This window comes from Bacillus sp. BC05(2025) (assembly GCF_056725905.1).
In genome coordinates, this window is sequence record NZ_JBWYRA010000002.1 from 177,225 (window position 1) to 189,941 (window position 12,717).

Below are 12,717 nucleotides of genomic sequence, written 5' to 3' on the forward strand. Positions count from 1 at the left end.
GGGGAGAGAATGAAAGGTAGGAGAAAGTATAATGTCAGATAATTATCGTTCTCGTACAGAACGAAATCATGTAAAAAATCAAAAGCAAGAAACAAATACAGAGAAAAAACCAAAGAAAAAAGGCTCCTTTTTTAAAAAATTCCTTATAGGTTGTCTACTTCTTGGTATCGTTGGTCTTGTAGCTGGCGTGTCCGCTTTCTTTGTTATGGTGAAGGATGCTCCAAAATTAGACAAATCAAAACTTGTCAACCCTTTATCAACAAAGTTTCTTGATAAGGACGGGAACTTTTTCTATGAATACGGTGCTGAAAAACGAACCCACGTTACGTATGATCAAATTCCAAAAGTAGTTGAAAATGCATTCCTTGCAACTGAGGATTCACGTTTCTATGATCATAATGGAATTGATTTTAAACGAACTACAAAAGCAGTAATGGAAAATGTCACTGGAGGATTTGGATCTCAAGGTGGTAGTACGATTACACAACAAGTAGTTAAAAACTATTTTCTAACGATGGACAAAACTGCAAAGAGAAAAGTGCAAGAATGGTACCTATCTTACAAATTAGAGCAACAATACTCTAAACATGAAATTTTAGAAATGTACTTAAATAAGATTAACTTAGGTAACCGTTCGTACGGTATTGCAACAGCAGCAAAAAAATATTATGACAAAGATTTAAAAGACTTACAGTTACATGAAGCTGCTATGCTCGCTGGTTTACCCCAAGGTCCAAACATTTATGATCCAACCAAAAAGGAAAATGTTGAACGAGCAACAAATCGTCGTAATGTCGTATTGTCATTAATGAATCGACATGGTTATATAACAAAAGCTGAAATGGATAACGCAACGAAAATCCCTGTAACTGAGGGTCTTCAACCATCTTCAGAAGTAACAGAGATGAAGTATCAAGCATTTTTAGATGCTGTTGTAAAAGAAGTTGAAAAAGAATATCCCGATGTAAATATCGGTTCAGATGGTTTAACAATCCATACAACACTTGATCAAGATGCTCAAGATTATGCTGATAAAATTATGGATGGCAACCTTATTAAGTATCCGAACGATCAATTCCAAGGATCATTCGTATTTATGGATACACAATCTGGAGAAGTTCGAGCAATTGGAGCTGGGCGTAAAGAAAGTAAGTCTACTTTCAAAGGTCATAATATGGCCACTGATTTAAAACGCCAAGTTGGTTCAACAATGAAACCAATTTTCGACTACGGTCCAGCAATTGAGAATTTACAATGGTCTACATATCATCAATTAAATGACTCAGAATATACGTATTCCGATGGTAAAAAAATACGAAATGCAACAAATAGTTACAAAGGTGACGTTTCACTACGTGAAGCTTTGAAAAAATCATTAAACATTCCGGCTTTAAAGACAGCTCAAGCGGTTGGTCTTCCTAAGTCACAAGCGTTTGCTGAAGGTTTAGGTATGACATTTAAAGATGGCAAAACATATGAATCAACAGCAATTGGTAGTAACGATAGTTCTCCATTACAATTAGCGGGGGCATATGCAGCCTTTGGTAACGGTGGGAACTACAATAAACCGCACTTCGTAAAAGAAGTTATCTTCCCAGATGGGAAAAAGAAAAGTTTTAAACCGAAAGAACAACGTGCGATGCAAGACTACACAGCTTACATGGTGACTGACGTTCTTCGTGACGTAGTAAAACCTGGTTCTGGTGGTACAGGTCCAACAGCATACGTTCCAGGTATAGATGTAGCAGGTAAAACAGGAACTCAAAACTTTGATGCAGACGTTATTAAAAAATATGGTATTCCAGCTGATGCAAACAGAGATAGCTGGTTCGCTGGATATACACCGCAATATACAATGGCTGTTTGGACTGGTTACGAAAAAGATGGTCCAGAAAATTACATTGGCGATCGCTCTACTAAAATTGCGCAACAAATGTTCCAAGTAATGATGAGCAAATTCGCTACAGATAAATCACGTTTCGAACGTCCTTCTTCTGTACAAGAATTAAATGGTGAATTATACGTAAAAGGTGCTAAGAAAGATGCAGTGAAACAAATTAAAGTAGATGCACCTAGTGGTCTTAACGTTACTTTCGATGGGGCTAGCACAGTTACACTAAACTGGTCTGGACCAGCAGAAGTTGATGCGTATGCAGCAAGCTATAAAGCAACTGACGGTTCAAGTGGTAGTTTATCAATAAATGGTACGACAGCTACTCTTGGTGGTATTAAACCAGGCGTTACTTACAGCTTCTCTGTGGTAGCGAAAAAAGGTACTGGAACAAGCCCAGCAGTTGGAGCATCCTTCACTGCGCCTGGCGGAACTCCAGATGCGAAGAAAACTGAAGAAGAAGCTAAGAAAAAAGCCGAAGAAGAAGCTAAGAAAAAAGCTGATGAGGAAGCTCAGAAAAAGGCTAATGAAGATAAATTAAAACAAGAAGATGCTAAGAAAAAGGCTGAGGAAGAGCAGCGTAAACAACAAGAGCAACAGCAGCAAGAACAACAACGTAAACAACAAGAAGAAGCTCAAAAGAAAGCTGATGAGGAAGCTAGAAAAAGAGCTGAAGAAGAAGCTAAGAAAAAAGCTGAAGAAGAAGCTAAGAGAAAAGCTGAAGAAGAAGCTAGAAAAAAAGCTGAAGAAGAAGCTAAGAAACAACAAGAGCAACAACAAAATACAGGTGAAGATACACCACACGCAGACGGAAATGTTGTTACAACAGAGTCTTAATACAAAAAAGAAGTCCTTTTCTCTTAACGAGAAAAGGACTTCTTTTTTGTTATCATTTTCTTTACATATAGCTTTTCTATTTCAATATACAACTGCGCTAACTGAATATAAGAATGATAATTATTCGGTTTCTTTATAATGAACGAATAGCGCTCTATAAAATTCACTGGTTGTACTTCCAACATACTCGTGTAATCTTCCATTTTGTTCAAACTATGAATAGGTTGCTCATTTAACCAATATACAATTGATAACAAATGCGCTGCAAAAAGAATCATTGGGCCTTCCGCTTCTTGCTTATTTCTATTTCGAAATAGTGTAGCAATGTCTTCATGCTTACTTTTCCATACATTCAATAGTACTGGAATACTTTTTTCAATTTCATTCCACGGCTCATATTGTCTTTCTATATCATATATAAAATAAGTATGTTGTATGATTTCTTCAAAAGACTGTTCTGTATAATATGCAATCGAATGTATACTTTCTTTAAAAAATGGCAAGCATCGAAATTCTTTCGGTATTTCTATCACTCGTTCCATCCTTTATTTCCCCTTCATTCGCTTCTTTCCTTCACGACAAATTTCTAGTAAAGGGCATTCTTCACATTGTGGTCGTTGTGCTTTACAGTGATAACGTCCAAAGAAAATCATACGGTGATGTGTAACGCCCCATTCATCCATTGGAACTTTCTTCATTAATGTCTTTTCTACTTCTAACACCGAATCTTTCCATCTACAAATCGCTAACCGTTTACTCACTCTTTCTACATGCGTATCAACAGCAATTGCCGGGATGCCATACGCTACCGAAACAACTACATTTGCTGTTTTTCTCCCTACTCCTGGTAATTTCGTCAACTCGTCACGGTCTTCTGGAACTTTTCCATTATAATCATCCAGCAACATCTGACACAATTTTTGAATGTTTTTTGCTTTATTTCTATACAACCCAATAGAACGTATATCTTGTTGTAACTCTTCTAAAGATACACTTAAATAATCTTCTGGTGTTTTATATTTTTGAAATAAATTTTTCGTCACTTTATTTACAAGTGCATCTGTACATTGTGCAGATAGTGCTACCGCGATTACTAATTCAAAAGGATTATCATGAATTAATTCACAATGTGCTTCTGGATACATATCCGCCATCGTGTCTAAACAATAGCGAATTTGCGTTTTATTTAACATATACTTCCTCCTATATTACTGCTCCAACCAATTATAAAAAGGCACTTTCCCAGTAAATTTCGTCTCTTGTTTTGTCGTTTGCTGCGTTCGTTGTTGATTTGCTCTAAACTTTCGTCCTTGATTTTGGGCTTGATCTACTGTTTTAATACCATTCTTTTTCCACTCAAATAAAATACGATCAATATATCTGAAATTTAGCTTACCACTCATTACAGCTTCCCTAAGGGCCGCTTGAATTAAATTCGGATGATGTTGATCTTGATCTTCCCACATTCCCAACGTCTCACATTCAAATGGAGAAAGTGGTCTTCCAAATTCCCTTTCAAACACTGTATATAAATTTACTTGCAATTGTTTTATTTCTTTTTGTTCTTCCTCTATTGATTCATTCATTAAGAAATGCAATATTTTTTCCCAGAGCGGTTGTAAAGAATAACTTTCACACATCATCGCTTCTGACTTTTGTCCACCTTCTAATGATAAAAAACCTTTTTGAATCAATGCCTGAATGACTTCCATACATTTCATTTCACTAATCGTCATCCGTTCTGAAATCTCTGACGGAGTTGGAAACGAATTGCCCGACTCTAAAAATGTGTGTACATGAAGTACAACCATAAATTCAGTTTCATTTAACCCTAATTTTTTATAATGCATCATAAGTAATTTTGGAATTGCAATGCTTCCCTGCTCAAACCATTGTAACATCATTTTCTTTTTCATCACCAAACACCTCGCTCTCTAGTATAACACACCTTTCGCTATTTCTTTTTGCCACAATTCGTCAAAAAAACCCCCCTATTATGTAGGAAGGTTTTTTGTATTGCGTTAATAAAATATACAATTAAGCTTGCACTTTACTTTTCATAAACGTATGAATGCGTTCTAATGCTTTCTCTACTTGTTCAAGAGATGTCGCATATGATAAGCGAACGTTATTTGGAGCACCAAATCCTGTACCTGGTACAAGAGCCACTTTTTCCTCTTCTAATAGAGCTTTTGCCCAATCATCAACGTTTTCGTATCCTGATAAAGCTACGGCTTCTTTTACATTAGGGAATAAGTAAAATGCACCTTGTGGTTTAATGCAAGTAAAGCCAGGGATTTGAATTAATTTATCATAAATAATGTTTAATCTCTCTTCAAATGCTTGACGCATTGTTTCTACAGGTTCTTGTGAGCCTGCATATGCCGCGATTGCGCCGTATTGAGCGATTGAAGTAGGGTTTGACGTACTATGACTCGCTAAGTTCGTCATCGCTTTAATAAGCTGCTTATTTCCTGCTGCATATCCAATACGCCATCCTGTCATAGAATGAGATTTAGATACACCATTAATAATAAGTGTTTGTTCTTTTAATGCATTAGAAAGCTGGGCAACCGAAGTATATTCTGCTCCACCATAAATTAATTTTTCATAAATTTCATCTGAAACGATTAAAATATCATGTTCTAAACATACTTCTCCAAGCTGTTGTAATTCTTCTTTGCTGTAAATCATTCCTGTTGGATTGCTCGGTGAATTAATAATAACTGCTTTCGTTTTCTCTGTAATTGCCTCACGCAGCTGCTTCGCTGTAATTTTGTATTCATTGTCTTCAAGACCTTCTACATAAACGGGCTTACCACCAGCAAGCTTTACTTGTTCCGGATAACTTACCCAGTAAGGCGTTGGGATGATAACTTCATCTCCTTCATCAAGTAACACTTGGAATAATGTATATAATGCATGTTTTGCACCGTTACATACAATAATTTCAGACGGATCATACGCAATTCCTTGATCGCGAGTAAACTTCTTCACAATTTCTTGTTTTAACGCTTGTAATCCACCTGTTGGTGTATACTTCGTATGTCCTTCTAACATCGCTTTATGTGCAGCATCCATAATATGTTCTGGCGTATTAAAGTCAGGTTCTCCTGCCCCTAATCCAATTACATCATGACCTTCTGCTTTTAATGCTTGTGCCTTTGCTGTAATTTCTAAAGTTGCAGATGGTGTTAAAGCAGCTACTCGCTTTGCTAATTTCATTTGTAGTTCCCCCTACATCTATTTTTCAATGCTGTATCGTCGTAAAAACTGACCATCTTTAAATGCAAGATAGTAATAACTATAACGATTTTCATCATCAATATATGTAACTTCCCATAATGGTATATTGTTTTCAAAGCCTAATTTTACTTTTAAAATTTCTTTAGGCTTACTTTTGGGCTCTTTACTATCATCTCCGACTTGTTCAACCGTTCTTTGTAAAGCCTCTTTTTCAGAAATACCTTCACTCTTTTTCCTTACTATAGTTTCCCCTTTTTTCTCAGGCACCCAAACGATAAGTTGTTCTCCTTTTTCATCTGTACCTTGTACGACTGTATATGAAGATTCTCCGTTATAATAATCCACAGATTTTACTTTTGTAAGCTTTGCCTTTTCTTTGGCAATTTCTACAGATTTTGCCTCTTTAGGGATTTTCTTTTCCATTGCTTTATTATAAACATACGCCCCATATATTCCGCTAGCAACGATTACGATAACGATTGCAAAGATCCACTTTTTCATTGTATCACTACGTTCTGTAAATCGTAAATACAGCTGTTTCTTTATCTTTTTCGTCTAATGCTAATCCGAACATGAGGTCCTGCTCTTTTAACGTACGATTCAAACTATCAACAATTTTATACAAGTCAGACGAATATTTAATACGCGTTGTTGATAGGACTTCGATTTTCTTATCCATGAAAAACTCCTCCGTTACACAAAAATTTCTAATTATAGAAGAACGCAATGCGGTTACAATAAGAGTACATTCTTTACAACCCCTGCTTCATCACCCATCTATTATAGCAGGACATGTACAGCAAAAAAAGGTTTCAAGTCGAAAACCAATACATTTTGTATACAAGAAGTAAGAAAAATAAAATTCCTCCTACCCACATTTTTTACGCCTGAAGTGTAAACGTACTTCAGGCGTATTTTTTCTTCCAATTTTATTCAGTTGGCCGTCCCTTTACTTGTTCTAATAATTCTTCTAGAGGGCCTTCATAGAGCGGGACAATTGGGATTGATTGTAAAAAACGTTTTCCGTAGGAAGCGCTTGTCAAACGACGATCTAATACAAACACCGTCCCGGTATCTGTACTTGTTCTAATAAGACGACCAAATCCTTGTTTGAATCGCAGTATTGCTTGCGGGAGTGCCAACTTAGCGAATACGTCCTCTCCTTGATTTTTTAACCATTCTCCTTTTGCTTCCATCATCGGTTGATGAGGAGGCGTAAAAGGAAGGCGGACAATAACAAGACAACTAAGGGCATCTCCAGGTATGTCTATCCCTTCCCAAAAACTACTTGTTCCTAACAAAATTGATTTATCAAACTCTTGAAATTTACGAATAAGACGACTTCTGCTCTTATTATTCACACTTTGCGTTAATAATAAATATCCTTCTAATTCCTCATCATCTTTCAAATTCGTATATGCTTCTTTCAACATTTCATATGAAGTGAACAAAACAAGCATTCTACCTTCTGTAGCTTTCGCTATTTTTGCAATATGTGCCGACACAGATGCTATATATTCTTCATTACTTGCTTGTTTAATAAAAGGCACATCCGTTGAAACCATTAATTTCATCTGCTCTTCAAAACGAAATGGTGACGGGACCTGTAATGTATTTGGAGCAAAATCATATAGACCTAGCTCTTCTTTTATATAGTCAAATGAATCGTTTACTGTTAACGTTGCAGATGTGAAAATAACACTCTTTTTCTCTGTTAAAAATTCATCAGCAAATCTTTCACCAATATGTACAGGCTGCCCATATAAAACTGTTGAATGAATTGTTCCCTTTGTTTCAGTTTCCATCCATGTCACATATGAATTTTTTTCTAAAATGAGTAACTGTAAAGATTGTGCCATCTTTCTCAACAACTCAATTAAATGCATAAATTCACCTGTAACAACATGCATCTCCCACTCTAATTTACTTTGCAATATTTCAACTTGCTTCTCAAGTGTAGTTAATAATTTTCTTACATCATATACAAAACGATTTGTTAACTCGGTAATACTATCCCATAGCTTACCTTTCTCTACTTCCGTGTTATATCGATAAATGAGTGGCATGTTGCTTATCCCTTGTTCCTGCTTTGTTTGTTTAAAGATGAAAGCACGTAACATTTGGAATAACTCATCCGCATCAAATTTCAATTCCTTCAAGCTATGACTTACCATACGGAAAGTTGAGCGAGAGGCTTGTTCAGATTTTTTCATCATTTTATATACTTTTGAAAGTACATCATCTGTTTCTAACGTACCAAGACGAGATAAAACTAGCTGAAAATACATACAGGAGAACTGTTCACCTAATGTTCTACTTGCCGCTTCCTCAATATGATGCGCCTCATCAAAAATAATATGTTCACACGAAGCAAACAGTGGTTCTTCACTTGAAAAATCTTGAAATAATAACGCATGATTTGTAATAACGATATCTGCAAATAATGCTTTATTCTTTGCTCGTTGATAAAAACAACGACTAAACCAGTTACTTTGCATTCCGCCTGGACTATGTACATCACTACAAATACGGTTCCAAAGTAACTTTCCGCCCTCAGGAATATTTAATTCATCACGATCGCCCGTTTCCGTTTGCAATAACCACACTAAAATTTTTGCCTTTGTGAGCGCCATATCATAATTTTTCTCTTCCTCTTGCAAAGCATATTCAAATTTATGTAGACAAAGATAATGTTTTCTTCCTTTCAGAAGAGCTACTTCAAATGAAAATGGCATTATTTTCTGTAATAACGGAATTTCTTTTTCTAGTATTTGTTGTTGTAATTGTACAGTTTGGGTACTTATGATGACAGGTTCTTCTTTTTTCTTTGCAAAATAAATACTCGGAAGTAAATATGCAAGAGTCTTCCCTGTTCCTGTTCCCGCTTCAATTAGTGAAAACCTCGAATCTCTTAGTGCTGTATATATTTCCTTCATCATAATCTGTTGGCTTTCTCTTTTTTCAAACTTCGGCATATTTAACTCAAGTTTATCAATAGTCTTATGCAAGAAAGCATCAAATTTTAATGAGCATGTTTCACTGAGGTTTAAAGAATAATTCCGTTTTCGAAGCGCAATATTTCGATACACTTCATATCCTTCTGCCCCTTCTTTACCATGCATCATTTTCTTTAAAATATTTTCAGAAAGTACATCCGCTATATCACTTTGAAAAACATCACTCAATTCATAAAGCGATTGCAAGGTGACAAGTGGTAACTTCTCAATCTCATTTAAAAATTGTAAAAACAATTCCGCTGTTGCAAGAGCATCACTATCCGCACGATGCGGTTGGTCGTGCTCTAGTTCGTGTTGTTTAGCTAAATCACGTAATTTATAACTATCAGCCGTCGGCAAAAGAATTTGCGCTAACTCAACTGTATCAACTTTTGGACAATGTATTTCTGTATATCCAGCCTGCCTTAATTCTTCCGTTAAAAAATTCCAATCAAAGTGAACGTTATGTGCAACAAAAGCTGCACCTTGTAATAGCTCAACAACCATCGGGGCTACATCTTGAAATAACGGGGCTTGCTTAACCATACTCTCATCAATCCCTGTTAACTCTGTAATAAATGGCGGAATCTCTCTCTTCGGATTAATAAAAGATGAAAAAATCTCTAATATTTCTCCATCTTCCACTACAACAGCTGCAATTTGGGTGATTTTATCTTTCCCATCCTTCCAGGAGTTCCCTGTCGTCTCCAAATCCACAACGACATAACGCTTACTCATATATGTAACACCTCAATTTCTTACCTATCAAACAGAAAATTATATAATGTTACTATACCACGTTTTATCTCATCTTAATGAAAAGATGCACAAAAAAGCTATCTCCGTAATAGAGATAGCCTTCTTACTTATAAAATCGTACCTGCTTTTTCAGCACCTAACATTTCAATAATTTGATTATTATCGTCTAATACTGCAATTTTAGGCTCTTGTTTATGGATATTTTCTTCTGCCACTAGACCGTAGCAAATAATAATAACTTTATCCCCTGGTTGCACAAGCCTTGCAGCTGCACCATTTAAACACACAACACCGCTACCGCGTTCTCCCTTAATAACATATGTCTCTAAACGAGCACCATTATTGTTATTTACAATTTGTACTTTTTCATTTTCTACAATATTTACTGCATCCATTAAATCTTCATCAATTGTAATACTACCTACATAATTTAAATTTGCCTCTGTTACTGTTGCGCGATGTAACTTCGCTCTCATCATTGTGCGAAACATAGATGCTCCCCCTTATTTAACCGTTACTGTTATATTGTCAATTAATCGTACATTTTCAAATTTAACTGCGATTGCTAAAATGATTTGCCCTTCAATTTTATCCATTACTTGTAGTGAAGGATATGCATATAAATCAGCATAATCTACAGTGCCTTGCGTATGCGTCTCAATATACTCTTTCACAAGTGTTGTAATGATTTCTGCATTACGTTCTCCTGCCTCAATTCTTTCTTTCGCTATACATAGACTACGGTATAAATGAGGAGCTTCTTCACGCTCTTCTTGTGACAAATACACGTTACGAGAACTTTTCGCTAATCCATCTTCTTCCCTTACAATATCTACTGGTACGATTGTAACCGGAATGTTAAAATCAGCTACAAACCCTTCAATGACAGCAACTTGCTGTGCATCTTTCATACCGAAATAAGCACGCGTTGGTAATGTAATATTAAATAGTTTCATTAGTACAGTCGCAACACCAGCAAAATGACCCGGTCTTTGTTTGCCACATAATACATCGGTACGCTTTACAACTTCAACTGTTGTCGTTTGTTCTGCTGGATACATTTCTTCCACGCTCGGATAAAATAAATAATCTACACCGTTTTCTTTTGCTACATTTTCATCCCTATCAATATCACGAGGGTATCGATCTAAATCTTCATTCGGTCCAAACTGTAGCGGATTAACAAACACGCTTAACACTACAATTTCATTTTCTTCTCTTGCCTGACGTAATAAAGTCGCATGGCCTTCATGCAAATAACCCATCGTTGGGACAAAACCAATACTTTTTCCACTTGCACGCAGTTCGTTTGTAATTTGCTGCATCTCTTGCACTGTAGTTACAATTTTCATTATTGGTTTCCTCCGTATAACGCTAAGCATTCTTCCTCTTTCATTGTGAATGAATGTTTTTCTTCTGGAAATTGTCCTGTCTTTACTTCAGTAACATATTGTGAAATTCCTCTCACAATCTCCTCTTGAACAGACGTATATTGCTTCACAAATTTTGGAACACGATTTACGCCGTATGAAATAAGATCATGATAAACGAGTACTTGCCCATCTACTTTTTGCCCTGCTCCAATTCCAATCGTCGGAATTGTTAGTTGCTTGGAAATTAATTCTGCTAACTGCATTGGCACACATTCTAACACAAGCGCTATCGCACCAGCTTCCTCACATCTCTTTGCATCTTCTATTAATTTTTTTGCACTTTCAGCATCTTTTCCTTGCACTTTATATCCACCTAGTACTCCTACAGATTGAGGAGTTAAGCCTAAGTGCGCTACAACAGGAATCCCCGCATTTGTTAAGTAATGAATCGTTGATATCACTTCTCCTGCACCTTCTACCTTCAATGCATGAGCACCGCTCTCTTGAACGATGCGACGTGCATTCACCATCGTATCTTGAGGCGACACATGATACGACATAAATGGCATATCAGTTACAATAAACGTCTCTTTTGCCCCCCGGCGTACAGCTTTCGTATGATGAATCATATCCTCTACTGTTACAGGTACTGTTGAATCATAACCGAGCACAACCATCCCCAGAGAATCTCCAACTAGAATCATATCAACTTCAGCTTCTTCTGCTAACTTAGCAGATGGATAATCATACGCCGTTAGCATTGTAATCGGCTCACCTTGCTCTTTCATCTTCAAAAAATCTGTTTTTGTTTTCAAAAACTACTCCTCCTTTATGCAGGAGAGAGGAGATGGCCGAAATCATATAAAAAACCCCTCTGGCCATAAAAGGGCAGAAGGGTTGTGTGTTAGTCGGCATTATTCATCCCTCTGTCCCAGTCCGTTATTGGATCAAGGCAGAATCCAAGTTATTATTTTTCGTATTGCTTTGAATGATGGTGCAGTTCGCTCTGATACTGCCCATATTCGAACTAATTATAGCAAACTCCAAAAAGGAATTACTACATTTTTTTGAAAAAATAATTTTTAATTCTATTACGGTATGTGAAATTTCTACACATCACTCCATTATAGAAAGATAAATAGCTTAATTTACATGCATAGTATAACTCTTCAAATAATGATGCAGGTTAATGGAGGAAACATACTTATAAAAGGAGAATTGCGAATGTCTATGAACAAATGGTTATTTCGACTTACCGGTTTTCTTGTGATAATTATAGGGATGATAACGTTTAGCTCCTTCCATGTATTTGCTTCAGTTAACGTCGTGACACAACCTATCGATTCAACGAAAGTAATTGAGGTTGAACTGAATGATGATTACTTTAACCCTAATGTCATCACGATTCCAATCGAACAATCCACAACATTACTTTTGAAAAACAAAGGTAAAAGCGAGCACACCTTTACAGTAAAAACACTCGGAATTGATGTCGTAGTCGAGCCCGGAAAAGAAAAAAATATTACCGTGAAACCTACAAGTGCTGGTACATATGAATTAATATGTCGGTACCATCTCCTTAAAGGAATGGTAGGCAAAGTAATCGTCAAATAAA

At 36.3% G+C, this 12,717-nt stretch carries 12 protein-coding genes; 2 read left to right on the forward strand and 10 right to left on the reverse strand.

Translation table 11 applies throughout. From position 1 onward, the window contains the following. Positions 1–31: 31 nt before the first annotated feature. Entirely contained in the window at positions 32–2,728 is a 2,697-nt protein-coding gene (locus ACZ76X_RS06715) for a PBP1A family penicillin-binding protein (protein ID WP_479849991.1), read from the forward strand. A gap of 23 nt (positions 2,729–2,751) precedes the next feature. On the opposite strand, the gene ACZ76X_RS06720 is transcribed toward ACZ76X_RS06715, so the two are convergent. The 10 genes from ACZ76X_RS06720 to panB all read right to left on the reverse strand — a co-directional run bounded on the left by ACZ76X_RS06720 (position 2,752) and on the right by panB (position 11,917). After that, positions 2,752–3,270, reverse strand: coding sequence for a YpoC family protein (locus ACZ76X_RS06720; protein WP_479849992.1), 519 nt, complete (start codon positions 3,268–3,270; stop codon positions 2,752–2,754). A 3-nt stretch (positions 3,271–3,273) separates the two neighbouring features. Further along, positions 3,274–3,921: an endonuclease III gene (gene nth / locus ACZ76X_RS06725; RefSeq protein WP_098670500.1), complete on the reverse strand. Its 648-nt coding sequence runs from the start codon at positions 3,919–3,921 to the stop codon at positions 3,274–3,276. A 15-nt stretch (positions 3,922–3,936) separates the two neighbouring features. Continuing rightward, positions 3,937–4,644: a DNA replication protein DnaD gene (gene dnaD / locus ACZ76X_RS06730; RefSeq protein WP_098670501.1), complete on the reverse strand. Its 708-nt coding sequence runs from the start codon at positions 4,642–4,644 to the stop codon at positions 3,937–3,939. Positions 4,645–4,765: 121 nt separating this feature from the next. Further along, on the reverse strand, positions 4,766–5,953 hold the full coding sequence (gene aspB / locus ACZ76X_RS06735) for an aspartate transaminase AspB (protein ID WP_097817822.1): 1,188 nt from the start codon (positions 5,951–5,953) through the stop codon (positions 4,766–4,768). A gap of 18 nt (positions 5,954–5,971) precedes the next feature. Beyond that, positions 5,972–6,475 (reverse strand): cell wall elongation regulator TseB-like domain-containing protein, encoded by a 504-nt coding sequence (locus tag ACZ76X_RS06740; RefSeq protein ID WP_479849993.1) that lies wholly within the window; start codon positions 6,473–6,475, stop codon positions 5,972–5,974. Between the two features lie 7 nt (positions 6,476–6,482). Next, positions 6,483–6,653, reverse strand: a complete 171-nt coding sequence (locus tag ACZ76X_RS06745; protein ID WP_000358352.1) for a YpmA family protein — start codon at positions 6,651–6,653, stop codon at positions 6,483–6,485. Between the two features lie 250 nt (positions 6,654–6,903). Next, positions 6,904–9,708: an ATP-dependent DNA helicase DinG gene (gene dinG, locus ACZ76X_RS06750; protein WP_479849994.1), complete on the reverse strand. Its 2,805-nt coding sequence runs from the start codon at positions 9,706–9,708 to the stop codon at positions 6,904–6,906. A 128-nt stretch (positions 9,709–9,836) separates the two neighbouring features. Beyond that, a complete protein-coding gene (panD, locus tag ACZ76X_RS06755) occupies positions 9,837–10,220 on the reverse strand; it encodes an aspartate 1-decarboxylase (RefSeq protein ID WP_000490177.1) in 384 nt (127 codons plus the stop codon). A 12-nt stretch (positions 10,221–10,232) separates the two neighbouring features. After that, a complete protein-coding gene (gene panC, locus ACZ76X_RS06760; protein WP_479849995.1) occupies positions 10,233–11,081 on the reverse strand; it encodes a pantoate--beta-alanine ligase in 849 nt (282 codons plus the stop codon). After that, positions 11,081–11,917 carry a 3-methyl-2-oxobutanoate hydroxymethyltransferase gene (panB, locus tag ACZ76X_RS06765; RefSeq protein WP_098670505.1) on the reverse strand — a complete coding sequence of 279 codons (837 nt, stop codon included), beginning with the start codon at positions 11,915–11,917 and terminating at the stop codon, positions 11,081–11,083. Before panB ends, panC begins: the two co-directional genes overlap by 1 nt. Before the next feature lie 409 nt (positions 11,918–12,326). On the opposite strand from panB, the gene ACZ76X_RS06770 reads away from it, so the two are divergent. Then, positions 12,327–12,716, forward strand: coding sequence for a cupredoxin domain-containing protein (locus ACZ76X_RS06770; protein ID WP_479849996.1), 390 nt, complete (start codon positions 12,327–12,329; stop codon positions 12,714–12,716). The last annotated feature ends 1 nt before the right edge of the window (position 12,717 follow it).

Coding starts and splice junctions, on each gene's coding strand:
- ACZ76X_RS06715 (WP_479849991.1), top strand. CDS start 32: ATGTCAGATAATTATCGTTCTCGTACAGAACGAAATCATGTAAAAAAT.
- ACZ76X_RS06720 (WP_479849992.1), bottom strand. CDS start 3,270: ATGGAACGAGTGATAGAAATACCGAAAGAATTTCGATGCTTGCCATTT.
- nth (WP_098670500.1), bottom strand. CDS start 3,921: ATGTTAAATAAAACGCAAATTCGCTATTGTTTAGACACGATGGCGGAT.
- dnaD (WP_098670501.1), bottom strand. CDS start 4,644: ATGAAAAAGAAAATGATGTTACAATGGTTTGAGCAGGGAAGCATTGCA.
- aspB (WP_097817822.1), bottom strand. CDS start 5,953: ATGAAATTAGCAAAGCGAGTAGCTGCTTTAACACCATCTGCAACTTTA.
- ACZ76X_RS06740 (WP_479849993.1), bottom strand. CDS start 6,475: ATGAAAAAGTGGATCTTTGCAATCGTTATCGTAATCGTTGCTAGCGGA.
- ACZ76X_RS06745 (WP_000358352.1), bottom strand. CDS start 6,653: ATGGATAAGAAAATCGAAGTCCTATCAACAACGCGTATTAAATATTCG.
- dinG (WP_479849994.1), bottom strand. CDS start 9,708: ATGAGTAAGCGTTATGTCGTTGTGGATTTGGAGACGACAGGGAACTCC.
- panD (WP_000490177.1), bottom strand. CDS start 10,220: ATGTTTCGCACAATGATGAGAGCGAAGTTACATCGCGCAACAGTAACA.
- panC (WP_479849995.1), bottom strand. CDS start 11,081: ATGAAAATTGTAACTACAGTGCAAGAGATGCAGCAAATTACAAACGAA.
- ACZ76X_RS06770 (WP_479849996.1), top strand. CDS start 12,327: ATGTCTATGAACAAATGGTTATTTCGACTTACCGGTTTTCTTGTGATA.